Origin of the sequence: Kitasatospora sp. NPDC048407 (genome assembly GCF_043200475.1) — a bacterium.
Classification (GTDB): Bacteria; Actinomycetota; Actinomycetes; order Streptomycetales; family Streptomycetaceae; genus Kitasatospora.
Genome location: NZ_JBICXW010000002.1, coordinates 365,276 through 391,998 on the forward strand (window position 1 = coordinate 365,276; position 26,723 = coordinate 391,998).

Genomic DNA, 26,723 nt, shown 5'->3' on the forward strand with positions numbered 1-26,723 from the left:
CCCGGCCGTTCAACGCTGAGCCGTTCGACCCTGGTTCAAGCCTGAGTCGTTCTGCCGCGAGCCGTTCCGGCCCGGCAGGGCGGCACCGGCACTGTTCACTCCGCGGAGAAGGCGTCCCCGCCGATCGCGGCGGCGCTGCCGCCCAGGGAGGCCGCATCGCCCTCGACGCCCAGCGCGTCGCCGCCCGCGGCGAAGGCGTCGCCCCCGAGCGCGGCGGCGTTGCCGCCCAGTGCGGCGGCGTCGCCGTCGATGGCCAGCGCGTTGCCGCGGACGGCCCAGGCGTCGCCTTCGACCGCCACCGCGTCGCCGTCGATCGCCAGCGCGTCGCCGCCGAAGGCGATCGCTCCGTGCGGGTGGTGGTGGTGTCCGTGCGGGTGGTGCTCGTGCGCGGACGCGGTGCCCGCGGCACCGAAAAGGGCGAGCCCGGTGAGGATGGTGGCGGTGGTGAGCTTGGCAATGCTGGAACGCATCAAGTCCTCCATGGTTGGCGCCGATCGCGACCGATCGCGACCGATCCTGGAGGAGGGCCGACCCGTGGCGTGGGCCTCCGGCCGTGTCGTCACCCGTCCGGGGCAACGCCACTGCCGTGACGGGTGAGTGAGGTACCGCCGGATGCCGTACCGGGTTGCCGGCCCGTCGATTCGCTTGTCGGACAAGGCAGTTGAAGTACCAGGCGGTATGACGATCGGATCAGCGGGCCGGGAGCTCCATCTCGAACCAGACCACCTTGCCGTCCCGGGTCGCCCGGCTGCCCCAGCGGAGCGCCAACTCGTTGATCAGCTGCATGCCCCGGCCGCCCTCCTCGTGCGGACCCGACGGCCGCAGCCGCGGCTCCCGGCTGTCCGCGTCCGACACCTCCACCGTCAGCAACGCACCACGGAACACCCGCAGTTGCAGCGGCGAACCGGCATGAACCAGGGCGTTCGTCAACAACTCGCCGGTCAGCAGCACCACCGGCTCCACCAGCGAGGTCAGGCCCCAGCCCGTCAGCGTCCGCCGGGTGAACTCCCGGGCGTGCCGCAGCAGCGCCGGGTCGCCGGACAGCGGCAGCGTCGCCAGCCGGTCCTCGCCGACCGGACCCGCGTGCGCCATGATGACCGCCACGTCGTCCTGCCCCAGCGTCGCGCCGAGCGCGTCCAGCACCACGTCGCAGCCCCGCTCCAAGGTGCCCTGACGGTGAGTAACGGTCGAGCGCAGCAACTCCAGGCCCTCGTCCAGGTCCTGGCCGCGCCGCTCCACCAGACCGTCCGTGTACAGCACCAGCAGCCCGTCCTTGCGCAGCGGGAACCGGATCGACTCGAACGGCACCCCGCCCACGCCCAACGGCGCCCCCGGCGGCGGCTGCACCAGCCGCGCCTGCCCGTCGCGCTCGGACACCACCGGCGGCAGATGCCCGGCCGAGGCGAGGATGCACTCCTCGTCCACCGGGTCGAACACCGCGCACACACAGGTCGCGAACTGGCCCTCGCCGAGCTGCGCCGTCGCATCGTCCAGCCGGCGCAGCACCCGCGCCGGATCCAGGTCCAGCGTCACCAGCGTGCGCGCCACCGTGCGCAGTTGGCCCATGGTGGCGGCCGCCCGGATGCCGTGGCCCATCACGTCGCCGACGATCAGCGCCACCCGGCCGCCGGTCAGCGGCACCACGTCGAACCAGTCGCCGCCGATCTCGTCGCCCACCGTCGAGGGCAGATAGCGGTGCGCGATCTCCAACCCCGGTGTGAGGTGCACGTCCTGCGGCAGCAGGCTGCGCTGCAGGGTGAGCGCGGTGTCCCGCTCGCGCCGGTACAGCCGGGCGTTGTCGATGCACACCGCCGCCCGCGCCGCCAACTCCTCGCCGAGCGCCAGGTCGGCCGCCGTGAACGCCTCCGGATTGGCCATCCGCGCGAACTCCACCCCGCCCAGCACCTGCCCGCGCGCCAGCAGCGGCACCATCAAATACGAGTGCAGGCCCGCGTCCAGACTGGGCTGGACCCGCTCCGGGTAGGTGACGATCCGGCGCAGCGCGAACTCGTCCACGTGCGGCACCAGCACCGACCGGCCGGTACGCATCGCCTGCGCGTACAGGTGCGCGGAACGCGACGCCCCACCGACCTCGTCGGCCGCGTTCACGAGCTTGGCGCGGGCACCCTCGCCGTCGTCGGCCCGCTCACCGACCGCGACCGCGCGCAGCAGCACCGAACCCGACTCGGGCACCGGCTCCGGGTCCTCGTCCGCCATCACCGCCTCACGGATGTCGACGGTGACGAAGTCCGCGAAGCGGGGGATCACCACGTCCACCAGCTCCTGCGCGGTCAGGTGCAGATCCAGCGTGGTGCCGATCCGGGTGGACGCCTCGTTCAGCAGGGCCAGCCGCTGCTGGGCGGTCTCGGCGGCCTCCAGCGCGCGCTGGCGCTGCTCGGCGGCGTCCCGCTCCCGGGTGTACAGCAGCGCGTTGTCGATCGACACCGCCGCCCTGCCCGACAGCTCCGCCGCCAGCGCCACGTCCGCCTCGTCGTACGGGGCCGCGGTGCGCGCGCGCAGGAACGTCGCGGTGCCGAGCGCCGAGCCGCGGGCGATCAGCGGCACCACCATGAACGACCGCACCCCCTGCTCCCGGATCGCGGCGCCGCGCACCGGATCGTCGGTGAACCACTTCATCGCGGGGGCGTCGGTCTGCGGCACCAGCACCGGCCGGCTGTGCGCCAGCGCCCACGCCTCCGGGGTGCTCGGATGGAAACGCCGCACCGTGCCGACCGGGGCGATCGGCCACATTCCGCTGTCGGGGACGGTGTGGAACGCCAGCCGGCGCAGCACCGCGGACCGGTCGGAGCGGTCCGGCAGCACCACGGCCTCGCCGCGCACCATGGACTCCAGCACCTCGACCACCACGGCGTCGGCCAGCCGCGGCGTCGCCGTCTCGGCCAGCTCCCGGGCGGTGGTGGCCAGGTCCAGCGTGGTGCCGATCCGTGCGGACGCGTCGTTCAGCAGCGCCAGCCGCTGCTGGGCGGCGTCGACGGCGATCTCCGCCTCGAAGCGGTCGGTGATGTCCACGACCGTCACGCACACCCCGAGCACCGTGCCGTCCGGCTCGTCCAGCCGGAAACACGCCACCGACCAGGCGTGTTCGCGCTCCGGGTCGGCCGGCGTCCAGCCGTGGGTGCGGGCGTCCAGCACCGACCGGCCGTCGGCCAGCACCTTCATCATCATCGCCTCGACCTGCTGGCCGTCGATGGCGGGCAGCACCTCGGTCAGGCGCCGCCGCACGCTCTCCTGCCGGGGCACCCCGTTGATCCGGGCCAGCGCCTCGTTCAGGCGGACGAAGCGCAGCTCGGTGTCGAACACCGCCATGCCGACCGGGGACTGGGTGAAGAAACCGTCCAGCACCGCCAGGTCGGAGGCCAGCCGGCGCACCGCGCTGACGTCGGAGGCCACCGCCAGCACCATCGGGGTGCCGTCCGGGCCGAGGATCGGGAAAGTGCGGAACTCCAGCCGCACCAGATGCCCGTCCCGGTGCCGAACCGGGAAGACCCCCGAGAACGGGCGGCCCTCGAGGATCCGGGAGAACAGCTCCAGCACCTCCGGACGCCGGTCCGCCCCCACCAGCAGGTCCGCGGCGCGGGCGCCCACCGCCGCCGCGGCGGGAAAACCGAGCAGGGCCTCCGCGTCCGGGCTCCAGTGCAGGATCCGGCCGTCGGACGCGACCAGCGCCGTCGCCACCGGAATGGCCAGCAGGCCGTCGGGCAGCTGCGCACCGCCCTCCGCCAGCGGAGAGGTGGCGCGGATCCGGTGACTACCCTGCTTGTCGGTGTCCATCTGGCCACCTGCCGTTCCGGGGGCGGGTACCGCCCTGCCATCGTCGCACGCCGGGCCGCCCGCGCCCAGACGGGTGAGCGACCGCTATCGTGGGCCGGATGGACACCCGTCGGACAGATCCCCAGGTGGCGCCCGGTGGCGCGTAGGCCCCCCGCTCCCGTGAGCCCGCTGCCGCAGCGCGACGGCATCGACGCGGTCCACGTGCGGCTGCCCCTCGAAGGCCCCTGGCCGACCGTCCGCGCCTACCTGGAGGAGCGCTACGGCGCCGCCGCCGGCACCGGACGGATAGTGGCGATGCTCGACGCCGGCGAATTCGTCGGCACCGACGGGCCGATCGCCCCCGACACCTCCTACCGGCCCGGCGGCCACGTGTGGTTCCACCGCGAACCCGGGCCGCCCGAACCCGTGGTGCCGTTCCCCGTCGAGGTGCTGTACCGCGACGAGCGGATCGTGGTCGCCGACAAGCCGCACTTCCTCGCCACCACGCCGCGCGGCAGCCACGCCACCGAGACCGCGCTCGCCCGGCTGCGCCGCGACCTCGGCCTGCCCCGGCTCAGCCCCGCGCACCGCCTGGACCGCCTCACCGCGGGCGTGGTGCTGTTCGTTGCCGACCCCGCCCGCCGGGGCGCCTACCAGGGACTGTTCGAACGGCGGGAGGCCGTCAAGACGTACGAGGCGATCGCCCGGCACGACTCCGCGGTGGCCCTGCCGACCACCGTGCGCAACCGGCTGGTCAAGGACCACGGCCGGCTGGACGCCTACCAGGTGCCGGGGGAGCCCAACGCGGAGAGCCGGGTCGAGCTGCTGGAGACCCGCGACGGTCTGGGCCGCTACCGGCTCGCCCCGCGCACCGGCCGCACCCACCAGCTGCGGGTGCACATGAACGGCCTCGGCCTGCCGATCCTCGGCGACCCGATCTACCCTGAACTGCTGCCCGAACAGGACCCCGAGGACTACCGGCGTCCGCTCCAACTGCTGGCACGGTCGCTGGAGTTCACCGACCCCGTGGACGGGACCCCGCGGCGCTTCGTCAGCGGACGGATGCTGGCGGCGTGGGCCGATCCGGCCGACTGGCACGGCTGACGGACCCTCGGGCCGACGGCGAACGCCTCCTTGTGCGCGGTGTATTGACGGACAGTCTAATAACTTCTACCTTCGCGGCAGTGGCACCGTTCCGCCCCGACCACCCTCGACTCCGCCCCACCGCGAAGGAGCCGGCATGCCGCCCCACCCCGCCGCCACCCCCGGCGCCCCCGACCGCGAGCGCACCGCCCCCGACCGGGAACGCACCGCCGAACGCCTGCTCGCCTCCTCCGCGAAGCTCTCGTTCAACCCGCTCAACGACGTCGACTGGGACGCCGACCCCGTCCCCGGCGCCTACTACTGCCCGCCCCGCCACCTCTCCCTCTACGGCACCGACCTGTGGGAGCGGCTGACCGAGGGCGAGCGCGTCGAACTCTCCAAGCACGAGGTCGCCTCGATAGCCAGCGTCGGCATCTGGTTCGAGGAGATCCTCATGCAGATGCTGCTGCGCCACGCCTTCGACCGGGACCCCACCAGCAACCACGTCCAGTACGCGCTCACCGAGATCGCGGACGAATGCCGGCACTCGATCATGTTCGCCCGAATGATCGCCAAAATGGGTGTCCCCGCGTACGGTGCCGGATTCGTCGCCCACAACCTCGGCCGGCTGTTCAAGGCGATCTCCACCCACAGCCAGACCTTCGGCGGCACCATGTACGTCGAAGAGATCCTGGACGCCTTCCAGCGCGAAATGATGAACGACGACACCGTCCAGCCGCTCACCCGGCAGGTCTCCCGGATCCACGTCATCGAAGAGTCCCGGCACATCACCTACGCCCGCGAGGAACTCGTCCGCAAGCGGCTCGGGCCGCTGCAACGGCGGTGGGAACAGCTGTTCCTCGGCGTGGTCATCTACTACGCCACCACCGCGCTGATCCACCCCCGGCTCTACGCCGCCGTCGGCATCGACCCGAAGATCGGCAAGGCCGTCGCCCGGGCCAACCCGCACTGGCGCACCACCAAGACAGAAATGGCGCAGAAGGTGATCGGCGTGCTGGACCGGGCCGGACTGGTCGGCCGCGCCAACCGCTGGCTGCTGCGCGCGGCCGGAGTGATCGCCTGAGCGGTTCGACGGCGGATCAGGTCGCACAGTTGTGATCATTTGGTGGCGAGATGGGCTTCCGGTGATCGAGTGGCGCGGATACAGTGCGACGCAGCGAACGATCCGGGGGAATCACCATGCGCCGCGCACCACTCACCACCGCTGCCGCCGTCCTGCTGCTCACCGCCGTCGCCGGATGCGGCGGATCGACGCCATCCGGGGGCGGCGGGACGACGGCCGCCGCCCCCGCCGGGGACTCCGCCGGAGGTGCAACGTCCGGCAGCCCGGGAACGACGGGTGCTCCGAGCACGGGTTCGGGCGACAACGCGCCGAGCGGCGCCGCCGGCAGCATCACCGTGGCCTTCGCGGGCGACGTCCACTTCGAGGGCCGGACCGGCTCCCGGCTGACCGCCCCCGCCGGCGAGACCGCGCTCGGGCCGATCGCCAAGACCCTGTCCGCCGCCGACCTGGCGGTGCTCAACCTGGAGACCGCGATCACCGGCCGCGGCAAGCCCGAGCCCAAGACCTACACGTTCCGCACCAGCCCCAAGGCGCTCACCGCGCTCAAGGACGCCGGGATAGACGTGCTCTCCCAGGCCAACAACCACGCCGTCGACTTCGGCGCCGACGGCCTCGCCGACACCCTCGCCGCCAAGGCCAACTCCCCGATTCCGCTGATCGGCATCGGTAAGGACACGGCCGAAGCCTTCGCGCCCCACATCGCCGACGTGCGCGGAACAAAGGTCGCCGTCCTGGCGGCGAGCCAGGTCGACGAAATCACCAACCAGAAGTGGCGGGCCGGCGAGCACAAGGCCGGCATCGCCTCCGCGTTCGACGAGAAGGCCCTGCTGCGCGCCGTCACCGAGGCCAAGGCGCAGGCGCCCGTGGTGCTGGTCTACCTGCACTGGGGCGAGGAAGGCGTGGCCTGCCCGACCGCCGCGCAGACCGCACTCGCCAAGAAGCTCGCCACGGCCGGCGCCACCGCCGTGGTCGGCACCCACGCCCACACCATGCTCGGCGCGGGCATGCTCGGGAACACCTACGTGGCGTACGGCTTCGGCAACTTCCTCTGGTACGGCACCTCGAACTACACCGCTTCCGACGAGACCGGCGTCACCACACTCACCATCAGCACCGACGGACGCGTCACCGGAGAAACCTTCACCCCCGCCCACATCGACGGCCGCGGCGTGCCCGTCCCGCAGACCGGCAGCGCGGCGAAGGCCGCCCAGCAGCGCCGCGACGGCCTGCGCGGCTGCACCGGACTGGCCGCCGTCCCGAAGTGACGGCGGCTCGACCGGGCGGCCGTCAGCCCAGGTTCAGCACCTGGCCCGGGTGGATCAGGTCCGGGTTCTCGCCCACCACCTGCTGGTTGCTCTGGTAGAGACCGCTCCAGCCGCCGTTCAGCTCGTGGCTGCGGGCGATCTTCGCCAGCGTGTCGCCCGGGCCGACGGTGTACGGCTGCGGGGACGGGGTCGCGGCGGACGGGGATTCGGCGGGCGCGGGCGCGCTGCCGGGCGTGGAGGCGCTCGGGGGCGGCGTGGTGGTGGCCGGGTCGGGGGTGGTGGGCTGCTGGGTGCCGCCGTTGCCGTGGCTGTCCTGACCCTGGCCCTGGTCGTTGCCGTGGCCTGTGCCGTTGCCGTTCTCGGCGCCGTTCCCGTTTCCGTTGCCGTTCTGGTTGTCGGACGGTGTGGTCGGGGTCGGGCTCGGGTCGGTCGACGGCGCAGTCGGCGTAGTCGGAGCGGTCGGAGCGGTCGGGGTGGCCGGGCTCTCCGGGGTGGGGGCCGGGGACGGCGTGGCCGCAGGCGGCTGGGGGTGCGTCAGCTGTATGTAGCGCTCGTACAGGCTCTGGTGGCTGGTCCAGAACCAACCGCCGTTCTTCTCGTACCAGTACACGTGGTACACCGGGTCGTAGCCGGGCAGGCCGGAGAACACCGGAGTGGCGTTCTGCGGGGCGACGGTGCCGTCCGAGGCGGTGTTGACGGCGGCGATGCCGCGGGCGCCGCGCAGCGCACCCGATTCGTCCGCCGAGTCGTTGTTGTCCACCACGCCGGGGGCGCTGACCGTGCGCAGGCCCGCCGTGTCGGCGCAGGACACCCATGGCTGCGGGCCCTCGGTGGCCAGGATCCGTTCGGCGACCGCGATCTGCTGGCTGCGGGTGGCTCCGCTGGGCAGCTCGGCGTACCGGGTACCGCCGTAGTCGATCCAGCGCTGGGCGGTGATCTGGAGGCCGCCGTACAGGCCGTTGCCCGAGTCGGAACTCCAGTTGCCGCCGCTCTCGCAGTCGGCGACCCGGTCCCAGACCGTGCTGGGGGCGGCCTGCGCACCCGTCACGGCGAGCAGGGGCAGGGCGAGGCCGACGCCGGCGACGCCGGCTGCGGCGATCGCCCGCTCGGCGGCTTTCTCCGCCTGGCTCTGCCGACGGTGGCGCCCGGAACCCGTGAAGAGCATGCCAGATCCTCTCCGCACGCCTGCGAGGTGAGCTGTCGGGTTCGGACCGGAGGGAGGCCCGGCCGCCGTGTGCCGGCGGGAGCCGGTGCGGAGGCTTCACCCCTAGCCGTGGGGGCGGCGACGTACCTGGTTCCCCCGTCCCTGTCCAAGGGTTGTGGTGGTCGACCCGGCAACGCGGCGGACAGGGTTCGGCGTTGCCGCGTGCGGGGCCCGGCGGTGCGGGCCGGACCGAGCCTAATCACTCGAACGGAGCAATCACAAGCTCATCGCGGCCGTATTACGGCCGAGTTGCGCTGCCCGGGCGGTCGGGCGGTCGGGTGATCCGGCGGTCCGATGGTCGGGTGCGAAAGTCTGGCCGATCGGTGGGATTGGGGGAGCGGGGGGAGGGAAGGCGGACGGTCCCGCTTGGGCCTTGGAAGCTGAATTGTCATCAAATGCCGTGGAATTAAAGCGAGTTGAGCGATATCCGGGCATTGCAGGCGTTGCGGATAAATCGCGCGACAGCTGCTTCGGGAGCTTCCTACCATCGCGGTGATCGCTGTTCCCCGACCCGCTGTGGAGGTGCCCGTGGCTGTGCTGATTCCCGAAGTACTCCGGGTGGAGCGCCAGTTCGCCCGTCTGTTCGTCGGCCAGTCGCTGTCCGTCCTGGGCGACAGGGTGTCGTTCGTCGCGCTGCCGTTCGCCGTGCTGTCGATCGGCGGGTCGGCCGCCGATGTCGGCCTGGTGGCTTCGGCGGGCCTGCTGCCGGTGCTGGTGTTCATGCTGATCGGCGGCGTGTGGGCGGACCGGATGCCAAGACAGCGGATCATGCTGGCCTCCGATCTGGTGCGGTGCGTGGTCCAGGCGGCCGTCGCGGTGTTGCTGCTCACCGGGACGGCCCGGGTCGGGGTGCTGGCACTGCTGATGGTGGTGTTCGGGGTGGCGGACGCGTTCTTCCTGCCCGCCTCCACCGGGCTGATCCCGCTGCTGGTGTCCGGTGAACGGCTGGGCGAGGCCAATGCCTTGCGCGGGCTCGTCCACTCGGTGGGGTTGGTGATCGGCCCGGTGCTGGCCGGCGCGCTGGTCGCCCTTGCCGGGCCCGGCGGTGCCCTGATGGTGGATGCCGCGAGCTTCGCGGCCAGCGCCGCCGTGCTGGCGAGACTCGGTGCGGTGGGCGGGCGGGCCAGTGCGGAGCAGGCCGAGCGACTCGGGTTCCTGGCCGAACTCCGGGTCGGCTGGCGGCAGGTGCGAGAACGGGCCTGGGTGTGGTCGGGCATGCTCGCGATCGCGGTGTACCACGTGGTGGTGTTGCCCTCGGTGTTCGTGCTCGGCCCGGTCCTGGCGGACCGCGAGTGGGGCGGGGCCGGCGCCTGGGCCGTGGTGGTCACCGCCTTCGGCCTCGGCTCGATCGTCGGAGACGTCTGCGCCTACCGCCTGAAACCGGCCCGGCCGATGGCGGTGGCGGCCGTCGGGATGGCGATTGCCTCCTGCCAGGCGCTGATCATCGGATCCGGTGCTCCGGTCGCGGTGATCGCCCTGCTGGAGGCCTGCACCGGAGTCGGCGTCTCGCTCTGCTTCGTGCTGTGGGAGACCTCACTCCAGGTGCACATACCCGAGCAGGTGCTGTCGCGGGTCAGCTCCTACGACCACCTGATCTCGGTGGCGCTGATGCCACTCGGCCTGGTGCTCGCAGGCCCGCTCGCGGACGGGATCGGCGTGCACCGAACGCTGTTCGGCATGACCGCGCTGGGAGTGCCCGCCGCCCTCCTCCTGCTCGCGCTGCCGGCCGTCCGGAAGCTGCCCGCACGACCACAGGTGGACGCACCTATCCAGTAATCCATGAAAGAGTGGAATAGGCTCGTCGTGCACGCCGCGCGGTCAACGCCGGCGGAGCACCGCACCACGCACCACGTTCCACGCACCACGTTCCACGCATCACGCACCACCCGGGAGCCGTCCATGTCCGTCGAGGCCCAGCGCCCGCTGCCACCCCGGGCAGCCGCGCCGACCACTGCTCCGCCCGCCATCCCGGCCGGCGGGCCCGGTGGCCGCCCGATCCGGCTCGGGCTGCGCGCCAACCTCGCGCAGTTCGGCCTGCTGGTGGCGGTCAACGCCCTGGTCGGGGGCATGCTCGGGCAGGAGCGGACGGTTCTGCCGCTGCTCGCCGACAAGGTCTTCCACCTGTCCGCCTACACGGGTGCGCTGACGTACATCCTGGCGTTCGGCGCGACCAAGGCGGTCACCAACTTCTTCGCCGGCACCCTCTCCGACCGGTACGGGCGCAGGCCGGTGCTGATCGCGGGCTGGCTGGTGGCCCTGCCGATACCGGCGATGCTGGCCTGGGGCCCGACCTGGGGCTGGATCGTCGCGGCGAACGTGCTGCTGGGCATCAACCAGGGCCTCACCTGGTCCACCACGGTGATCATGAAGATCGACCTGGTCGGCCCGGCCCGGCGCGGCCTCGCGATGGGCCTGAACGAGGCGGCGGGCTACCTCGCGGTGGCCGTCACCGCGACCGGCACCGGCGCCATTGCCGCCCACTGGGGTCTGCGCCCACAGCCGTTCCTGCTCGGCGCGGCCTACGTCGCGCTCGGCTTGGGCCTGACGGTCGCCGCCGTCCGGGAGACGCGCGAGCACGCCCGGGCGGAGGCCGCCGCCCATGCGGTCACCACAAGCACGGCACTGGAGGGAGCGGCCGGCGGGGCCTCGCCGGAGGGTACGGTCGCTGCCATGCCGGAGGATGCGGCCACTGCCCGCGCGAACGCCGGTGGCGACGACCAGGCGGCGCTCAGCACCGCCCGAATAGCGCGCACCACCAGCCTCGGAGACCGGGCGCTGTCCAGCGCCAGCTGGGCCGGTATGGTCAACAACCTCAACGACGCCCTCGCCTGGGGCATCTTTCCGCTGCTGTACGCCGCGCACGGTCTGGAGATCGGCCGGATCGGCATCCTGGCCGCGCTCTACCCGGCCGTCTGGGGCGCGGGGCAGATGCTCACCGGCTGGTGGTCCGACCGGATCGGCCGCAAGCACCTGATCACCGCGGGCATGCTGCTGCAGGCCGCCGCCCTCGGCCTGGTCGCGGTCGGGACGACCTTCCCCGTGTGGGCCGCCGCCCAGGCACTGCTGGGTGCGGGCACCGCCCTGGTCTACCCGACGCTGCTGGCCGTCATCGGCGACGTCGCCCACCCCGCATGGCGGGCGCGCGCCGTCGGCGTCTACCGGCTGTGGCGTGACGGCGGCTTCGCGGTCGGAGCGCTGGTGGCGGGCATCCTCGCCGACGCCTACGGCGTGACCACCGCGATCTGGGCGGTCGCCGCGCTGACCGCAGTGGCCGGCGTCACCGTGGCGGTGCGGATGTACGAGACGCACCCGCGCAACTGATCAGCCGCCGGCGGTTGTCGCCGGCGGTGGCGAGGGGCGGCAATCCCGGGGTCATGGCACCGGGGTCGCAGTCAGAGGACGAGCGATGCGATGCCGTGCGGGTGTCGGGCAGCGTGGGGAACGGAGGAGGTTCAGGCGGAACAGGATGCTGCGGCGGGTGCGTCGCGGCAGGCCGGTGCGACGGTGCCGGGAAGGCCCTACGGGCAGGCCGTGGGGTGGAACTCCGTGCGCAGGGAGGCGAGTTCGGAGGTTCGAGCGCCGTGGGCGCGCAGGTGCTCCTCGAGCGTGCCGTGGTGGGAGCGGACGGAGATCAGGGCGCGGCGCAGGTGGACGGCCGCGACCGGGCGGCCGGCGTGGCCGGGGACGTCGGGGTCGTGGGCGGTGAGTCCCAGTGCCGCGTTGGAACGCAGGAAGTCGGAGAGGATCTCCGGCTCCCCGGCGCCCAGCAGCGACTGCACCAGCGCGACCACCACGCCGGTGCGGTCCTTGCCGGACGCGCAGTGCACCAGGACGGCCCGGCGCTCGGCGGCCAGCAAGGTCCGGACGAGCGCGGCGGCCGGGCGTCCGGCGAGCTCGGCCATCAGCGGGTACAGCTCGGCCTGCTCCTCGGGCCAGCGCTGCTCGGCGAAGACGGGGACGTGCAGGTGCCGGATGCCGCTGTCGCCGAGCGCATCCGGGCGGGCGGTGACCTCCGGCGTGCTGCGCAGGTCGAGGACGGTGCGCACACCGAGGCCGAGCAGCGTCCGGGCGCCGTCGGGCGTCAACTGGTCCAGCGCACCGGAGCGGTAAAGGATGCCGTGGGGCAGTGCCCCGAGCCCGCCCGCGTCCCGGAAGTTGCGCACCCCGGGAAGGGCGGTCCCGTCCGCTTCCGCTGCCATCGGTTCGTCCGCGATCACGCCGGCCATCCTAGGCGGCCCCGGGGGCGCCGGCCCACGGCACTCCTAGGTGGGGACGACGGCCAGGACCACCGCGGTGTTCTCGCGGATGGCCGGGCCGTCCAGCTCGACCGCCACCCGGGCCGATTCGGTGCTGGTGACGGGCTTCAGCGGGACCGAGACCGCGGGAACCTTCGCGGTGTTGCCGCACAGGCCGGCGTAGTCCATGACGTCGCCGTGCGGGTAGGCGCTGTCGTCCAGGTGCGCCAGCTGATCGGCCGTCAGGCCATGTTGCTGCAAGTAGTCGGTCATTGCGGCGCGGGTGCTGCGAAGCGCCACCGCGACGTGCAGTCGGCCGCTCTCCGGATCGACCCGGGCGAGGTAGTGCAGGTCCGTCGCCCCGGCGGGCAGGTCGAGTTCGTAGGCGGCCAGCGCCTGGTCCAGCGACAGCACGGTGCCCTTGCAGGCGCGCCGGTCGCCGGCCGGCAGCCCTTCGGCGGTGAACAGGCGTACCACCCACAGACTCATCAGGGTAAAGACGGTCAGCAGTGTGAGGCCGATCGCCCATCGCACTGCGCGTTCCCCGGTCTCCGACACCTTCGCCCCCCGCCCCCTGCATGCCCACGCACGCGGTCCGCGCGACGCTAGCAGAGCCGCCGCGTCGCCGTCGGCCTTATCGGGCAACGGAATTGGCCGCGGGGCCGGCTTGCGGGCATCGGGGACATGCAGGGACGCAGGGGGAGGGACGGTCGGTCAGCTGAGGGTGATGCCGGGGTAGAGGGGGTGCTCGGCCAGCAGGTCGACGGCGCGCTTGGCGACCGCGTCGCGGATGGCGGGGTCGAGGACGTACTGGGCCTTGGAGGAGCCGGCGGCGGAGGTCGCGGCCAGGACGGTGTGGATCAGGTCCGCCACCTCGTCCAGCTCCGCGGTGCCGAGGCCGCGGGTGGTGAGGGCGGGGGTGCCGAGGCGGATGCCGGAGGTGTACCAGGCGCCGTTCGGGTCCTGCGGAACGGAGTTGCGGTTGGTGACGATGCCCGAGTCCAGCAGCGCCGCCTCGGCCTGGCGGCCGGTCAGGCCGTAGGAGGAGACGTCCGCCAGCACCAGGTGGTTGTCGGTGCCGCCGGTCACCGCCGGGCGCCGCGCTTCAGCAGGCCCTCGGCCAGTGCGTGCGCGTTGTCCACCACCTGGCGGGCGTACACCTGGAACTCGGGACGCCGGGCCTCCGCGAACGCGACGGCCTTCGCGGCCATCACGTGCGACAGCGGGCCGCCGAGCACCAGCGGGCAGCCCCGGTCGACGTGCTCGGCCAGCTCGGAGGTGCACAGCACCATGCCGCCGCGCGGGCCGCGCAGCGACTTGTGGGTGGTGGTGGTGACGATCTGCGCGTGTGCGATCGGGTCGAAGTCGCCGGTCAGCACCTTGCCCGCGACCAGGCCCGCGAAGTGCGCCATGTCGACCATCAGGGTCGCGCCGACCTCGTCCGCGATCTCCCGCATCTTCCGGAAGTTCACCAGCCGCGGGTAGGCCGAGTACCCGGCGACCAGGATCAGCGGCTGGAAGTCGAGGGCGATCCGCCGGACCTCGTCGTAGTCGACCAGCCCGGTCACGGGGTCCGTCCCGTAGCTGCGCTGGTCGAACATCTTGCCGGAGATGTTCGGTCGGAAGCCGTGCGTCAGGTGGCCGCCCGTGTCCAGCGACATGCCGAGCATCCGCTGGTTGCCCAGTTCGCGGCGGAGCTCTGCCCAGTCCTGCTCGCTCAGGTCGTTGACGTTGCGCACCCCGGCCCGCCGGAGCGCCGGGCTCTCCACCCGCTGCGAGAGCACCGCCCAGAACGCCACCAGGTTGGCGTCGATACCGGAGTGCGGCTGCACGTACGCGTGTTCCGCGCCGAACAGTTCCCGGGCGTGCTCGGCGGCCAGCGACTCCACGGTGTCGACGTTCCGGCAGCCCGCGTAGAACCGGCGGCCCGGGGTGCCCTCCGCGTACTTGTCGCTCAGCCAGTTGCCCATCGCCAGCAGCACGGCGGGCGAGGCGTAGTTTTCGCTGGCGATCAGCTTCAGCGAGGCGCGCTGGTCCTCGATCTCTCCGCCGATCGCCGCCGCGATCCGCGGCTCGACGGCGCGCACCACGTCCAGTGCGCTGCGGAAGGCGGTGTCGGCGGCGGGGCTGCCGAAGGTGTGCGGGGTCAGGGACTCGGCCAAGGCGGTCTCCTCGTTCGGAATGGCGACGATTCGGACGGCCCAGGCGCTCGGCTACAGCACGTCGGAACCCGCGGGTTCCGTGCGGAGCCGCTCCCCGATGGTGAAATCCATCCCAGCGCGCCAGTCACGGCTCACCGCGACTCTACCAACCACCCACGCCCGGTCCGGACCAGCCCCGGCCAGGGCACATCCCCGCCCGGCGGCGGAAACTCCCTGGTGCGCCCGTGCGCCCGTGCGCCCGTGCGCCCGTGCGCCCGTGCGCCCGTGCGGGCGTTCGGCACGATCGTGCGCATGACCTTGACCGTTGAGGGCCACAAGGACGCCGACTTCGACCTGCTGGACCCGGCCCGTGCCGAGCAGGAGTACCGGCAGTTGCTGGAGGAGCAGTCGCTGGGGATAACGTTCCTGCACTTCACGACCGGGTACGCCCGTCACAACGGTCACGCGGACCTGCTGCGTGAGCACCTCGACGGGGTGGTCGGCGCCTGAGAGATGCCGAAGTGCCGTTCGGAGCAAGGGGGATGAGGCGGGCCCGATCGAACGGCGCGTCAGGTGACCGGATAACATACTGAGTATGGGACCTCTCGAACCGAATGTGCCCGAGCTGATCCTCGGCCTGATTCTCTTCTTCTTCCTGTCCGCGGTGCTCGGCAAGGTGGTGCTGCCGCGCATCGAACGGACGCTCGCCGAACGCCACGACAAGACCGACGGTGGTCTGGCCCGCGCCGAGGCCGCCCGCGCCGAGGCCGAACGCATACGTGACGAGTTCCAGGCGGAGCTGTCCGCCGCCCGGCACGAGGCCGCCGCGATCCGTCAGACCGCCGCCGAGGAGGGCGCGGCCCTGGTCGCCGCCCTGCGCGCCGAGGGCCTCCAGCAGCGCGAGCAGTTGGTGGCCGAGGCGCACGTGCAGCTTGCTGCCGACAAGGTGCTGGCCGAGGCCGAGCTGCGCGAGGACGTCATCAAGGTGGCGACCGAGCTGGCCTCCCGGGTGGTCGGCGAACCGCTGGCCGACCTGCCCTCGACCCGCGCCGTCGTGGAGGAGTACCGCAACCGCGCCACCGTCTGACGCGCCGTCACACCGACTGCCGACAGACACCGACGGGCCGTCCGCCCCCAGAAGTCCTGGGAGTGGGCGGCCCGTTCGGCGTTCCGAGGGGCGCAGGGGCTCAGGTGCACGGGCCGTCGTCGGCCCACACGCCCCACTGGCCGCCGGCGGCCGGGTTCTCGTTCAGGGTCCACCACTTGGCGTGGTAGTTGTGGCCGTTGTAGCTGGCCTTGTCGCCGCCCACGTAGGTGGTGGTCGGCTGCCAGACCGGGCTGCACGTGGTGGTGCCCGGCGAGGAGCTGGAACTGCCGCTGGGCGAAGGCGAGGACGAGCCGGTGGGCGGGGTCGCACCGGCGAACCGCACGGTGAACTTGGTGAAGTCCCAGTCGTTCTGCGCCACGCTGGAGCACGACCCGGACAGGCCGGGGTCCACCGTGCCGGGGCACTGCCGGTCCCGGTTGACCGACCAGTAGGTATAGCGGGCCAGCCGGTGCGCGGTCGCGAAGTCCAGCACGGTCTGGAAGTCGGCCTGCCTGAAGTACTCGGCGGCGTCGGTGCGGCCGTTCATCATCGACACGCCCTCGTGGGCGTACGCGGTGGCCTCGTTCCAGCCGGAGGTGCTCTGCAGGATCTGATTGAACTTCACCAGCGCGTCGGTCTGCGCCGCGGCCCCGTTGAAGCCGCCGTCGAACGGCATGATCGAGTAGTTGTTCGGCGTGAAGCCCTGCGACTTGGCCTCCAGCAGCATCTGGGTGCCGAACCAGCCGGTGCCGGCGTTGGTGCCGGCGGTGGTGACGGAGATGTAGATGCCCGGGTTGTTCTGCTGGAGGATCCGGGCCGCGCCGATCTCGTTGTGGATCGCGGCGGTGTTCTCGTACTCCGGCTCCTCCAGGTCGAAGTCGATCGCCTTGAGGTTGTACTTGGTGACCACCTTCTGGTAGGCGGCGGCGGTCGCCTCCGGAGTGCCGCAGGTCTGGCCGAGCTTGGTGCCGCCGTAACCGCCCACCGAGATCGAGACGTCGCCGCCCTTGGCGCGGATGGTCTGGATCACCGCAGGCATGGTGGTGTCCGAGTCGATCGAGGAGGTTCCGCCCCAGGACGGGCTGCAACTGCTGCCCTGGGCCAGGATGAACGCCAACTGGAAGGCCTTCTGGCCGGTGGCGTCCATCACCGCGGCGGCGTTCGGCGGGCTGTTGTCCTCCGGCATCAGATACGGCGCGGAGGCGTACCAGTTGGAACCGAGCCCGTCTGTGGTGGCGGCGTTCGCCGACCCGGACGCGGTGACGGCGGCCACCCCGCCGGCCAGCAGGGCGAACACGGACAGCGCGACCGCGAGGGCGCGGCGCGGGCGGTGGCGCGCCGGGGCGACGGCAGGGGGGTGTGGGGGGAGTGCGCGTTCCATCGAAGACCTCTCCAGGAGGCGGCGAGGACGGCGGCCCGGGGGCGCGAAGTGGGGGCGCGCGGCCGGGTCAACGGTCGGGTACCGAGCCGAGGTTGACGTGACTGCCCACTGGTATAGACCTGCGCCGGATGGTCGTCAACCCTTGCTGACGCCTGACGCCTGACGCCTGACGCCTGACGCCTGACGCCCGGCGCCCGGTGCCCGGCGCGCGCGACGTCGAATGCCGGGCGCCCGGAGGGTTTCGGTGCCCCGTCAGCTTCCTGTGCCGTCCGCCCCGCCCGACGGGCCGTGCCAGGCGGGCCCGTCGGACGCCGGGTCGGGGCCGGGCTCTGTGGCGACGGCGGGGGCCGGTGCGTTCGCCGGGAGGTAGGACTCCACGCCGCGCAGGAACACCTCGATCTTGAACGCGTACCGCTGGTCGCCGTCGCCCGTCATCATGGTGCCCGCCAGGCGCTGAATGGTCGGGAAACGGTCGGTCGGCAGATCGTCCAGGTAGCCGCGCAGCTGGTCGAAGTAGGCGCCGAGGTCGGTTCCCCGGGCCATCCGGTCGGTGTACACCGAGGCCTCGTACGCGTCGGTGTCGATGATCTGGCCGAGCGCGTCCAGCGCCCAGGCCGCCACCTGCGGCGGCAGACCGACCTGGAGCAGCAGGTCGAGCAGGAACTCGGTGATCCGCAACTGGCTCTCACCGACCGGGATGCTGCCCAGCGACACCAGCGACACGTCCCGATGGGCCGTCAGCACCCGCTGCGCCTCGAAGCAGATCTCGGTGATCTGCTCCTTCCAGCGCTCGGGCTCCGGCCGGAGCGGCAGCCGGATCTCCGACACCACCCGCTCCAGCATCAGGTCGAACAGCTCCTCCTTGTTGGCCACGTGCGCGTACAGCGAGGCCGGGCCGGTGCCGAGCTCCTGGGCGATCCGGCGCATCGTCACCCCGGCCAGGCCCTCGGCGTCCAGCACCCGGACGGCGGTCTCGACGATCAGCGAGCGGCTGAGCGGCTGGCGCGGGTCGGCCTTGCGTGGCTTGTGCCACGGGATCGAGGGCATCTGCGCGGACATCGGGCCACCTGCTTTCGCTGAACGTCCAATGTCGATCATCGTACTCGGGACGAACGCCGTTCGACCGGTGGGCGAAGCACCCGGCTCGAGAGCCGATCGTGGGAGCCTCGGGGCGGGTCTGGGGCAGGTCGGGAGCGGGTCTGGGGCAGGTCGGGGGCGGGTCAGGGGTGGGTCCGGGGCGCCCTCCGGGAGAAGTCGGGGTTAAATCGTTTGACGGGAACGCTGCTCGACTCGTAGAACAGTGTTCGTTAGAAGAAACACCGTTCACTGCGCGGCCCACCGTCCACCGCGCCCTGGCATTCAGCAGGAGTTAGCAATGACCGATGCGGTCGGACTTACCACCTTGGCGAAGCCGCCCGGCGCGGCCGAGCCCTACCGTTGGCGCTGGGTCGCGCTGTTCGTCATCCTCGCCGCCGAGGTGATGGACCTGCTCGACTCGCTGGTGACGAACATCGCCGCGCCCGCGATACGGCAGGACATCGGCGGCGGCGAGTCCACCATCCAGTGGCTCGGCGCGGCCTACACGCTGGCGATGGCGATCGGCCTGATCACCGGCGGCCGGCTCGGCGACATCTTCGGTCGTCGGCGGATGTTCATGCTCGGCGCGGCCGGGTTCACGCTCGGCTCGCTCGCCTGCGGCGTGGCCCAGGAGCCGTGGCAGCTGATCGCCGCCCGGATCGCCCAGGGTCTGCTCGGTGCCGTGATGCTCCCGCAGGGCCTCGGCATCATGAAGGAGATCTTCTCGCCGAGCGAGCAGGGCACGGCCTTCGGCCTGTTCGGTCCGGTGATGGGCCTGTCCACGGTCGGCGGCCCGATCCTGGCCGGCTGGCTGATCGACGCCGACTTCGCCGGCACCGGCTGGCGGATGATCTTCCTGATCAACATTCCGCTCGGCCTGTTCGCCCTCATAGGCGGCCGGGTGTTCCTTCCCGCCCAGGCGGAGGGGCGCACGGTCCGGCTCGACCTGGTCGGCGCGCTGCTCGCGGCGCTCGGCGCGGCCACCGTCATCTACCCGCTGGTGCAGGGCCGTGAGCACGACTGGCCGCTGTGGGCGTTCGCGCTGCTGGCGGTCGGCGTGGCGGTGTTCGGAGTGTTCGGCTGGTACGAGGCGCGGCGCAAGGCCACCGGGGCGGACCCGCTGGTCGAGCCCAGCCTGTTCGCCAAGCGCGGCTTCAGCGGCGGCATGGTGCTCGGCCTGATCTTCTTCACCGCCATGACGGGCTTCTGGCTGACGTTCAGCCTCTACACCCAGCTGGGTCTGCACTACAGCCCACTGAAGTCCGGCCTGGCAGGGGTGCCCGCCTCGATCGGCATGGTGATCGCGTTCGTCACCTCGCAGGCGCTGCAGCGCTTCGGCCGCAAGGTGATGCACGCGGGCCTGCTGGTGATGCTGGCCGGCGTGCTCGGCCTGATGTACACGCTGCACAGCCAGGGCGCGGGCGTCACCCCGTGGCAGACCGTGCCGGCGCTGCTGGTGACGGGCCTCGGCATGGGCCTGGTGATGGCACCGTTCTTCGGCATGGTGCTCGCCTCGGTGGACACGCACGAGACCGGCTCGGCCTCGGGCACGTTGACGGCCGTTCAGCAGCTGGGCGGCGCGCTCGGCAGCGCCATCCTCGGTACGGTGTTCTTCGAGCGGCTGAAGACCGCCGACTTCGCCAACGCCGAGCAGCTCACCCTCTGGTTCGAGATCGGCATGATGGCCGTGGTGTTCGCCGCCATCTTCCTGCTCCCCAAGCACGCCCGCCCCGAGGGTGCCGAGGGCGCGCAGGGGGAGAGCACCGAGGGTGCGGACGCACCGGCCGAACCCCGCAAGGAAGGGGAGCACCAGGCGGTGTGACGTCTCGTCAATGACGGTCCGGCCGATCGGCCGCCCCGGGCATCGAGCGCCAGGGGCGACCGACCGGCCGGTCACTCGGATCGGATCCGCCGTCCGCCGGCGGCCGTCGATCACCGGCCCTCGGCCGTCAACGTTCAGCCGTTGTACGCGGCGAACATCTTCGAGAACTGGTAGGGGGTCTGCGGAATGTTGGTGCACTTGGGCAGCGAGCCGGTGCAGGCGTTGGCGTCCCGGGTCATCTCCCAGAAGGCCAGCTCCCCGAGGTGGTTCTGCTGGGCGAACGTGAGCAGCTGCTGGGCGTCGGAGATACCGAACACCTCGGAGCTGGTGTCGTTCTGGCCGAGCATCGGGGTGACGCCGACCATGGCGTACGCCTGAGCGTCCGTCAGGTTGGTCCACACGGAGCGGATCTGTGCCTGGGTGGACTGGGCGGACTGGATCGCGTAGGCGCCCATCTTGCCGGCGGGGCTCGGGGCGGCCCAGTCGCCGAAGTCCATCGCCATGACGTTGACCAGGTCGACGGCCAGGCTGGCGTTCTTGGCGGACTGCAGGATGTAGACGCCGTCGGCGGTGAGTCCGCTGGGCAGCACCGGCAGGGTCAGGCTGACCTTCAGGTCGCGGCCCTTGGCGCGCTGCGCGGCCTGCACCTGGGCGAGGGCGGCGGAGCGGCGGTCGACGGAGGCGTGGTCGGTGACGGCGGTGCCCTCGATGTCGAAGTCGACCCGGTCCAGCGTGTAGACGTCCACCACCTTCTGGTACTGGGCGGCGAGCGAGGCCACGGTGGTGCAGGACTGCGCCAGTTCGGTACCGTTCGCGCCGCCGAACGACGGGCGGACGTCGCCGCCGGCGGCCCGGATGACGTCCATGTCGTCCTTGTCCCAGCCGGTGGCGGGGTCGTACGCGCCGAACCAGCTGGCGGTGCAGGGCTGGCTGCCGTTGATGATGAAGGCCAGCGAGAACTCCTTGAGTCCGCTGGCGGCGGAGAGCGCGGGCAGGCTGGGCGTCGGGTAGGCGCCGAGGTCCACGTAGGGCGCGGCGGTGCCGGGTGTGGTGCCGGTGCCGGCGGTGGCGGTCACGGCGGCGAAGGCGGCGGACTCGTTGCCGGCGGCGTCGAAGGCGCTGACGGTGAAGGTGTGGCTGCTGCCCTGGAGCAGTCCGCGGACGGTCGCGCTGGTGCCGGTCGCGGTGGCGACGACGGCGCTGCCCTCGCGCAGGTGGTAGCCGGCCACGCCGACGTTGTCGGTGGCGGCGTTCCAACCGAGGGTGATGCTGCCGGGCCCGGTGCCGGTGCTGCGCAGGTTGCCGGGGACGGTCGGCGGGGTGCTGTCGGCGGGCGCACCGGCGCACGGCAGGTTGTTGATGGTGCAGTTGGCGGGCGCGGTCTGGGTGGCACCGCTGGTCACGCCGAAGCCGACGGCGGGGGCGCTGGCGCCGGGGGCGAGCGGCGAGGCCCAGGTCGGCGAGGTCACCGTGTAGTGGGTGCCGGTGGAGGTGCTGGTGGAGGTGAGGGTGCCGTTCCACAGGCTGGAGACGGTCTCGCCGGTCGGCAGGTCGAAGGAGAGCGACCAGGTGTTGACGGTCGTGTTGGTGTGGTTGGTGACGGTGTAGCTGGCCTGGAAGCCGTTCGACCAGCTCTGGGTCACGGCGTAGTCGGCGACCAGTCCGGAGACCCCGGCGGCGTTGGCCGTGCCGGCCGAGGTGGCGGCCAGCGGCGCGACGAGCAGGGCCGCGGTGGCGGCGAGAGACAGGGTGACGCGCCTCATGGGCGGGTTCTCCTCGACGGTGTGGGGGAGTGGGGTGGTGCAACGGGTGCATGGGGTGCACCGGCTGCGGGGCGGCGCGGTGCTGGGGGCGGACTCAAGATGGTCCAGACCAATTGAGGCCGTCAAGGTGAAAGCCTGCGGTTTTGCAGAGAGTTGACGGTTCGTCGAGGCGCGGGCGGGACGGGATGGGCAGGCTGCGTCGGAGGCGGCGTCGAGCCGGCGTCGGGCAGCGCCGGGCTCCGCGGCGGGTCGGCTCCGGGCCGGTTCTGGGGCGCTCCGGCTGGCCATGGTGTGGGGAGGGTGCGGCAGAGGGAGAGCGATGGCTCCGGCAGGCCATGGTGACGGAGGGCGCGGCCCCGGAGCTGTGGGGGATGGGGCCGCGCCACCCGCCTGACTCGCGTCAGGCGTTCATGGGCCGTCAGGCGGTGACGGCGGCGTTGCGCATCCGGCGGGCCAGGTACACGCCCGAGGCGGTGGCCGACAGCAGGCCGGCGCCGGCCAGGCCGAGCAGGGCGTTGCTGCTGTTGGTGTGGGTCGACGCGGCGGTGCTGGTCGCGGCGGTGCCAGCGGCGGCCTCCTGGGCGGTCAGGGCGTCGCCGCCGTGGCCGGTGTGGGAGACGGAGGAGTGGTCGGCGCCCGCGGCGATCTGCGCCTCGGTGGGCGCGGACGGCGTCTGGGCGGCGAGCGCGCCGGCCGCGGCCGCGGTGCCCGAGCCGAAGTCGACGTCCGAGCAGCCGAAGAACGCCTCCGGGCTGTCGGTGCGCTGCCACACCATGTAGACGATCTGACGACCGGTGCGCTGCGGCAGGTTGACGTTGACGTTGTAGTAGCCGTTGTCCGAGGTGCGCGGGCTGGCGAAGGTGGCGATCGGGTTCGCCAGGTCCAGGTTGGACCACTTCAGCGGCTGGGTCGGGTTGTAGCTGCTGTTGGTGATGTACAGCGTCATGACGCCCTGGTGGGGCGCGGTGACGCGGAAGTTGAAGGTCTTCGCGCCGGCCGCCACCGAGGTGGCCGGCCAGTCGGTGCGGGCCCAGTCCAGGGCGCGGTACTTGTCGCGGTTGGCGGAGCACAGGTGGCCGTCGGGGATGATCTGCTGGGCCTGCCCGTTGGCGCTGGCGATGTTGACCTCGTTCCAGTCGTACAGCGGCTGGGTGCCGCTGTCCGCGACGAGGTCCTTGCAGGCCTGGGACTTGGGGGCCTCGGGGCCCTCCGCGTAGCAGGCGGCGACGCGGCTGGCGGGGCCGAACATCGCGCCGTGGGCGCCGGCGGTGCCGGCGGCGAAGGTGGTGGCGACCAGGGCGCCCGCGCCCACCGCGGACGCGGTGAGCAGACGACGGGACCAGGACATGGTTCTCCTCGGAAAAGTGCCGGGTCGATGGTGGGGGAAGGGGTGGACGTACGTCCGCCCGACGCCCAGGGAGCGACCCGTGGGCGGCGCGGTGTGGACCCGGCACACCGCGAACGGACCGAAGGCTACGATTGGCCTATACCAATTGACAAGTGTCTGCCACATTCGGCCGGTGCCCCGATGGCGGCATCCGGCCACCCGCAACACCGCTGGCGAGCCGCCGACCTGGCGTCGCGTCAGAATCCGCCGACCGCGCGCTCGGCGAAAAGCACCAGCGGAATCGGCCTCCGACCAGGCCCGGAACCTACCGCCGCCGTACCCGCCGGGCTACGTCCACCCGCCCGCGCGGCCACCTCCACCCTCCGTGCGCGGTGTGCGACGGCTCCGGCGGATAAGAAGGCCATAAGCCACCGATAACCCGCAGCCAACCCGCCAAAGGTCCGCCGAAGCCCCGCCCGGCGGCCCACCCAAGGCCCCGCCCGGCGGCCCCGCGCGCGCCCGCCCGATGCCTCGTCAGCTCCCGGGCGCGGTCAGCGAGCTGAGCAGGCGCGCCGTGTCGAGACCGGTCTCCAGGTAGGCGACGAAGAGTTCGTTGTTCAACGCCCAGGGCGAGCGCCGTGCCCGTACCCGGCGGATCGCCCCGGCGGTGTCCGCACCCAGTTCGACCAGCGCCTGGGCCACCACCAGCCCGGACCGGTTGTAGCCGGAGTGGCAGCGCACCAGCACCCGGCGTCCGGCCGCGACCGCCGCCGCCGTGTACTCGGCCGCGGCCTGGACGGTGGCCAGCTGCCCGGCGTCCAGCGGGTCGTCCGGCACCTCGGCGACCAGGTGCTCGACGCCCGGGTCGGGCCCGTGGCCGGGTGCCGTGAACAGGCTGACCACCAGGTCGAACTCGGAGCCGACGCAGACGAATTGGAGCTCACCGGTGGGGTCGTGCCAGTAGTGGCCGCCCATCCACAGGCCGGGTGCGACCTCGTTCCACGGCTCCTCGGGCGGCCCCGGCAGGTCGGGACCGTCCTTCCGTCGGGTCTTCATGTCATCGCCTCCCCGCCCGACAACGCGATCGGTCCGGGCACGGTTCCCGCAAGCACCGGGGCTGGGGCGGGGTTCGCCGGGCGTTCATGCGGGGAACAGGTCGCGGTGGGGCTTCGTTGGGGCGGGGTCGGGAGGTTGGTCGGCGCCGTGTTCACACCGAACCGAGGGACGGAAACCGTGATCGAACCGCGCGCCCCGAAGTGGCGTCGTCGCCTCTCGCTGCTGCTGGCCGCCGTCGCGTTGCCGGCCGTCGGCGTGGGAGTGCTGACCGCCTCGCCCGCCGCCGCCGCGCCGACCGACATCCGCCTGAACGAGGTGGTGACGACCGGGTCGGTGAACGACTCGATCGAGCTGTACAACAAGGGCACCGCGACGATCGACCTGTCGGGGTGGATCCTCAAGGACGACAACGACAGCAACAAGTACAAGATCGCCTCCGGCACCAGCCTGGCCCCGGGCGGCTTCAAGGCCTTCGACGTGCACGGCAGCTTCGGCCTCGGCTCCGCCGACAGCGCCCGGCTGTACCTGGCCGACGGCACCACCCTGGTCGACTCGTTCAGCTGGAGCTCGCACTCCAACCCCTCCTGGTCGCGCTGCGCCGACGGCACCGGCGACTGGACCCAGGCCGCCACCCTGACCCTCGGCGCCGCCAACAACTGCGGCTCCGGCGGCGGCGGTTCCACGACCCCGGTGGCCTGGCCCGGCGGTTCGACGGTCGCCACCGCCGACGCCGCCAACGTGTTCGGCACCGACCTGTCCGGCCTCTACCAGGAGGGCGGCGTGATGTGGGGCGCGCAGAACTCCGGCAAGCTGTGGCGGCTGGTCCCGAACGGCTCCGGCGGCTGGACGCCCGACACCGCCAACGGCTGGGGCTCCGGCAAGGCGCTGCGCTTCCCCGGCGGCACCGGCACCCCCGACGACGAGGGCGTCACCCTGACCGGCGCGGGCTCGGCCGGCGGCGTGTACGTCTCCAGCGAGCGCAACGCCGACGCCTCGTCCACCAGCCGGCTGTCCGTGCTGCGCTACGACGTGTCCGGCACCGGCAGCACGCTGACTGCTACCCGGGAGTGGAACCTCACCCCCGACCTGCCCGCCACCGGCGCCAACCTCGGCCTGGAGGGCATCACCTGGGTGCCCGACAGCTACCTGACCGGCGCGGGCTTCAAGGACGCCGCCACCGGCGCCGCCTACGACCCGAGCCGCTACGCCGCACACACCGGCGGCGTGTTCTTCGTGGGCGTCGAGGGCTCCGGCACCGTCTACGGCTACGTGCTGCTGGAGGCCGGCGGGTTCACCAAGGTCGCCACCCTCAGCAGCGGCATGGCCGGCGTGATGGAACTCCAGTGGGAGCCGCAGGCCAACCGGCTCTGGGTGGTCTGCGACGACACCTGCTCCGGCCAGCACCGGACCTTCCAGGTGAACACCGCCGGGTCCTTCGCCGTCACCGCCGTCCACAACCGCCCCGCCGGTATGCCGAACATCAACAACGAGGGCTTCACCCTGGCCGGCGCCGACGAGTGCGTGGGCGGCAGCAAGCCCGTCTACTGGTCCGACGACAGCAACACCGGCGGCCACGCGCTGCGCAAGGGCAGCATCAACTGCTGATCCGGCGTCAGAGGTCGGCGGGCGGCGAGGTCTCGGCGACCGGGCCGTACTCGGCGAGGCCGGTGGTGGACCGGAGACGGTAGCCATCGGCCTCGCAGGTCAGCGTCAGTACGGACAGCCGGCCGTCGCCGTCGACCAGCAGGTCGGCGACGCAGTCCGGAACCTGATGCTGGGCCAGCTGCGAACGGGAGGCGGCGTCGAACGCCCCGGCGACCGTCGCGAGCGGGAGTCGCCCGACCAGGTGGAAGCCCATGCCGCCGCGGAGTGTCCGGATCCTCGCCCGCCCGCGGAAGGACCCCGGGTCGTTCCGCAGCAGTTCCCGGGCCAGCGCGCGGTGGTCGGTGAGCAGCGGCTCCGGCGGGCGCGGCGACCGCACCCACGCGGCGTCGTCGGAGCGGGTGTACGCGGCTTCCCGGGTGATCGTCAGATATGCCTGGCTTCGGGCCGGTTGCTCCGCAGAAGCCGATGTCACGCTGAGTGCCCCGGTCTGCTGGTCGTCCGACACGTTGACCACGCCCTGCCGCCGCACGGTGCGCGTGCCGTCCGTGACTTCGACGTTGAGCACCGCGGAGAACGGCTGCGCGGGCAGCGCGAGAGCCGCCCGGAGCTCGGCCAACTCCTGGTCGGGGCTGACCGGCCACGCCGCGCCGGCCGACGCGGGCACGGCCCGTGCGCCGGACGGCGCGGGCAGCGGCCTCGGCGCGGACACGCCCCCCGAACACCCCGTCAGCGCGGCCGTCAGCACCCCCGCGGCCACCGTGACCAACACGCCGCCCCTGTGCGTCACCACGGACCCAACCCCCACCGCAACCCTCGACTTGA

At 72.4% G+C, this 26,723-nt stretch carries 20 protein-coding genes, 1 pseudogene and 2 riboswitches; of the genes and pseudogenes, 9 read left to right on the forward strand and 12 right to left on the reverse strand.

Features of this window, described 5'->3' with window-relative positions; genetic code table 11:
• Nucleotides 1-95 precede the first annotated feature (95 nt).
• Both ACGFWJ_RS07025 and ACGFWJ_RS07030 read right to left on the reverse strand, forming a co-directional pair.
• On the reverse strand, nucleotides 96-470 hold the full coding sequence (locus ACGFWJ_RS07025; protein WP_387648040.1) for a hypothetical protein: 375 nt from the start codon (nucleotides 468-470) through the stop codon (nucleotides 96-98).
• A gap of 220 nt (nucleotides 471-690) precedes the next feature.
• Complete coding sequence (locus ACGFWJ_RS07030) at nucleotides 691-3,792, reverse strand: SpoIIE family protein phosphatase (RefSeq protein ID WP_392946059.1); 3,102 nt, start codon at nucleotides 3,790-3,792, stop codon at nucleotides 691-693.
• Between the two features lie 135 nt (nucleotides 3,793-3,927).
• On the opposite strand from ACGFWJ_RS07030, the gene ACGFWJ_RS07035 reads away from it, so the two are divergent.
• From ACGFWJ_RS07035 to ACGFWJ_RS07045, 3 genes are all read left to right on the forward strand, one after another.
• The gene (locus ACGFWJ_RS07035; RefSeq protein WP_392946061.1) at nucleotides 3,928-4,875 is read left to right on the forward strand and encodes a pseudouridine synthase; all 948 of its coding nucleotides are present in this window, start codon (nucleotides 3,928-3,930) and stop codon (nucleotides 4,873-4,875) included.
• Between the two features lie 136 nt (nucleotides 4,876-5,011).
• Nucleotides 5,012-5,938: a diiron oxygenase gene (locus ACGFWJ_RS07040; RefSeq protein WP_392946063.1), complete on the forward strand. Its 927-nt coding sequence runs from the start codon at nucleotides 5,012-5,014 to the stop codon at nucleotides 5,936-5,938.
• Nucleotides 5,939-6,054: 116 nt separating this feature from the next.
• The gene (locus ACGFWJ_RS07045) at nucleotides 6,055-7,203 is read left to right on the forward strand and encodes a CapA family protein (RefSeq protein ID WP_392946065.1); all 1,149 of its coding nucleotides are present in this window, start codon (nucleotides 6,055-6,057) and stop codon (nucleotides 7,201-7,203) included.
• A gap of 22 nt (nucleotides 7,204-7,225) precedes the next feature.
• Here ACGFWJ_RS07045 and ACGFWJ_RS07050 read toward each other — a convergent pair whose 3' ends face one another.
• The gene (locus tag ACGFWJ_RS07050; RefSeq protein ID WP_392946067.1) at nucleotides 7,226-8,368 is read right to left on the reverse strand and encodes a transglycosylase family protein; all 1,143 of its coding nucleotides are present in this window, start codon (nucleotides 8,366-8,368) and stop codon (nucleotides 7,226-7,228) included.
• Nucleotides 8,369-8,371: 3 nt separating this feature from the next.
• A riboswitch (cyclic di-AMP (ydaO/yuaA leader) is annotated at nucleotides 8,372-8,538 on the reverse strand.
• Between the two features lie 397 nt (nucleotides 8,539-8,935).
• Here ACGFWJ_RS07050 and ACGFWJ_RS07055 point away from each other — a divergent pair.
• Nucleotides 8,936-10,183, forward strand: coding sequence for an MFS transporter (locus ACGFWJ_RS07055; RefSeq protein WP_392946069.1), 1,248 nt, complete (start codon nucleotides 8,936-8,938; stop codon nucleotides 10,181-10,183).
• Between the two features lie 123 nt (nucleotides 10,184-10,306).
• Nucleotides 10,307-11,728: an MFS transporter gene (locus ACGFWJ_RS07060; RefSeq protein ID WP_392946071.1), complete on the forward strand. Its 1,422-nt coding sequence runs from the start codon at nucleotides 10,307-10,309 to the stop codon at nucleotides 11,726-11,728.
• A 197-nt stretch (nucleotides 11,729-11,925) separates the two neighbouring features.
• On the opposite strand, the gene ACGFWJ_RS07065 is transcribed toward ACGFWJ_RS07060, so the two are convergent.
• The 3 genes and pseudogenes from ACGFWJ_RS07065 to ACGFWJ_RS07075 all read right to left on the reverse strand — a co-directional run bounded on the left by ACGFWJ_RS07065 (nucleotide 11,926) and on the right by ACGFWJ_RS07075 (nucleotide 14,792).
• The gene (locus ACGFWJ_RS07065) at nucleotides 11,926-12,633 is read right to left on the reverse strand and encodes a tyrosine-protein phosphatase (protein WP_392946073.1); all 708 of its coding nucleotides are present in this window, start codon (nucleotides 12,631-12,633) and stop codon (nucleotides 11,926-11,928) included.
• 36 nt (nucleotides 12,634-12,669) lie between these two features.
• Nucleotides 12,670-13,131, reverse strand: a complete 462-nt coding sequence (locus tag ACGFWJ_RS07070; RefSeq protein WP_392946075.1) for a hypothetical protein — start codon at nucleotides 13,129-13,131, stop codon at nucleotides 12,670-12,672.
• Nucleotides 13,132-13,356: 225 nt separating this feature from the next.
• Nucleotides 13,357-14,792, reverse strand: a pseudogene (locus tag ACGFWJ_RS07075) (glycine hydroxymethyltransferase).
• A 42-nt stretch (nucleotides 14,793-14,834) separates the two neighbouring features.
• Nucleotides 14,835-14,942: riboswitch (ZMP/ZTP riboswitch) on the reverse strand.
• A gap of 153 nt (nucleotides 14,943-15,095) precedes the next feature.
• Between ACGFWJ_RS07075 and ACGFWJ_RS07080 the strand changes: the two are divergent.
• Both ACGFWJ_RS07080 and ACGFWJ_RS07085 read left to right on the forward strand, forming a co-directional pair.
• A complete protein-coding gene (locus ACGFWJ_RS07080) occupies nucleotides 15,096-15,293 on the forward strand; it encodes a DUF664 domain-containing protein (RefSeq protein ID WP_392946076.1) in 198 nt (65 codons plus the stop codon).
• Between the two features lie 85 nt (nucleotides 15,294-15,378).
• Nucleotides 15,379-15,870, forward strand: a complete 492-nt coding sequence (locus ACGFWJ_RS07085; protein ID WP_392946078.1) for a hypothetical protein — start codon at nucleotides 15,379-15,381, stop codon at nucleotides 15,868-15,870.
• 100 nt (nucleotides 15,871-15,970) lie between these two features.
• On the opposite strand, the gene ACGFWJ_RS07090 is transcribed toward ACGFWJ_RS07085, so the two are convergent.
• Both ACGFWJ_RS07090 and ACGFWJ_RS07095 read right to left on the reverse strand, forming a co-directional pair.
• Nucleotides 15,971-17,251 (reverse strand): carbohydrate-binding protein, encoded by a 1,281-nt coding sequence (locus ACGFWJ_RS07090; RefSeq protein ID WP_392946080.1) that lies wholly within the window; start codon nucleotides 17,249-17,251, stop codon nucleotides 15,971-15,973.
• Nucleotides 17,252-17,503: 252 nt separating this feature from the next.
• On the reverse strand, nucleotides 17,504-18,310 hold the full coding sequence (locus ACGFWJ_RS07095; RefSeq protein WP_387648000.1) for a TetR/AcrR family transcriptional regulator C-terminal domain-containing protein: 807 nt from the start codon (nucleotides 18,308-18,310) through the stop codon (nucleotides 17,504-17,506).
• A 316-nt stretch (nucleotides 18,311-18,626) separates the two neighbouring features.
• Here ACGFWJ_RS07095 and ACGFWJ_RS07100 point away from each other — a divergent pair, with 316 nt between their 5' ends.
• A complete protein-coding gene (locus tag ACGFWJ_RS07100; RefSeq protein ID WP_392946083.1) occupies nucleotides 18,627-20,150 on the forward strand; it encodes an MFS transporter in 1,524 nt (507 codons plus the stop codon).
• Between the two features lie 134 nt (nucleotides 20,151-20,284).
• On the opposite strand, the gene ACGFWJ_RS07105 is transcribed toward ACGFWJ_RS07100, so the two are convergent.
• The 3 genes from ACGFWJ_RS07105 to ACGFWJ_RS07115 all read right to left on the reverse strand — a co-directional run bounded on the left by ACGFWJ_RS07105 (nucleotide 20,285) and on the right by ACGFWJ_RS07115 (nucleotide 24,296).
• Complete coding sequence (locus ACGFWJ_RS07105) at nucleotides 20,285-21,913, reverse strand: cellulose binding domain-containing protein (RefSeq protein WP_392946085.1); 1,629 nt, start codon at nucleotides 21,911-21,913, stop codon at nucleotides 20,285-20,287.
• A 418-nt stretch (nucleotides 21,914-22,331) separates the two neighbouring features.
• Entirely contained in the window at nucleotides 22,332-23,261 is a 930-nt protein-coding gene (locus ACGFWJ_RS07110) for a lytic polysaccharide monooxygenase (protein WP_392946087.1), read from the reverse strand.
• A 513-nt stretch (nucleotides 23,262-23,774) separates the two neighbouring features.
• Entirely contained in the window at nucleotides 23,775-24,296 is a 522-nt protein-coding gene (locus ACGFWJ_RS07115; protein WP_392946089.1) for a protein phosphatase, read from the reverse strand.
• Between the two features lie 177 nt (nucleotides 24,297-24,473).
• On the opposite strand from ACGFWJ_RS07115, the gene ACGFWJ_RS07120 reads away from it, so the two are divergent.
• Nucleotides 24,474-25,901 (forward strand): lamin tail domain-containing protein, encoded by a 1,428-nt coding sequence (locus ACGFWJ_RS07120; RefSeq protein WP_392946091.1) that lies wholly within the window; start codon nucleotides 24,474-24,476, stop codon nucleotides 25,899-25,901.
• A 7-nt stretch (nucleotides 25,902-25,908) separates the two neighbouring features.
• On the opposite strand, the gene ACGFWJ_RS07125 is transcribed toward ACGFWJ_RS07120, so the two are convergent.
• A complete protein-coding gene (locus ACGFWJ_RS07125) occupies nucleotides 25,909-26,691 on the reverse strand; it encodes a hypothetical protein (protein WP_392946093.1) in 783 nt (260 codons plus the stop codon).
• Nucleotides 26,692-26,723: the final 32 nt, after the last annotated feature.

Bases quoted from the DNA above. Each gene is read 5' to 3' on its own strand.
- ACGFWJ_RS07025 (WP_387648040.1), bottom strand. From the start codon at position 470: ATGCGTTCCAGCATTGCCAAGCTCACCACCGCCACCATCCTCACCGGG.
- ACGFWJ_RS07030 (WP_392946059.1), bottom strand. From the start codon at position 3,792: ATGGACACCGACAAGCAGGGTAGTCACCGGATCCGCGCCACCTCTCCG.
- ACGFWJ_RS07040 (WP_392946063.1), top strand. From the start codon at position 5,012: ATGCCGCCCCACCCCGCCGCCACCCCCGGCGCCCCCGACCGCGAGCGC.
- ACGFWJ_RS07045 (WP_392946065.1), top strand. From the start codon at position 6,055: ATGCGCCGCGCACCACTCACCACCGCTGCCGCCGTCCTGCTGCTCACC.
- ACGFWJ_RS07050 (WP_392946067.1), bottom strand. From the start codon at position 8,368: ATGCTCTTCACGGGTTCCGGGCGCCACCGTCGGCAGAGCCAGGCGGAG.
- ACGFWJ_RS07060 (WP_392946071.1), top strand. From the start codon at position 10,307: ATGTCCGTCGAGGCCCAGCGCCCGCTGCCACCCCGGGCAGCCGCGCCG.
- ACGFWJ_RS07065 (WP_392946073.1), bottom strand. From the start codon at position 12,633: ATGGCCGGCGTGATCGCGGACGAACCGATGGCAGCGGAAGCGGACGGG.
- ACGFWJ_RS07070 (WP_392946075.1), bottom strand. From the start codon at position 13,131: ATGAGTCTGTGGGTGGTACGCCTGTTCACCGCCGAAGGGCTGCCGGCC.
- ACGFWJ_RS07080 (WP_392946076.1), top strand. From the start codon at position 15,096: ATGACCTTGACCGTTGAGGGCCACAAGGACGCCGACTTCGACCTGCTG.
- ACGFWJ_RS07085 (WP_392946078.1), top strand. From the start codon at position 15,379: ATGGGACCTCTCGAACCGAATGTGCCCGAGCTGATCCTCGGCCTGATT.
- ACGFWJ_RS07090 (WP_392946080.1), bottom strand. From the start codon at position 17,251: ATGGAACGCGCACTCCCCCCACACCCCCCTGCCGTCGCCCCGGCGCGC.
- ACGFWJ_RS07095 (WP_387648000.1), bottom strand. From the start codon at position 18,310: ATGTCCGCGCAGATGCCCTCGATCCCGTGGCACAAGCCACGCAAGGCC.
- ACGFWJ_RS07100 (WP_392946083.1), top strand. From the start codon at position 18,627: ATGACCGATGCGGTCGGACTTACCACCTTGGCGAAGCCGCCCGGCGCG.
- ACGFWJ_RS07105 (WP_392946085.1), bottom strand. From the start codon at position 21,913: ATGAGGCGCGTCACCCTGTCTCTCGCCGCCACCGCGGCCCTGCTCGTC.
- ACGFWJ_RS07110 (WP_392946087.1), bottom strand. From the start codon at position 23,261: ATGTCCTGGTCCCGTCGTCTGCTCACCGCGTCCGCGGTGGGCGCGGGC.
- ACGFWJ_RS07115 (WP_392946089.1), bottom strand. From the start codon at position 24,296: ATGAAGACCCGACGGAAGGACGGTCCCGACCTGCCGGGGCCGCCCGAG.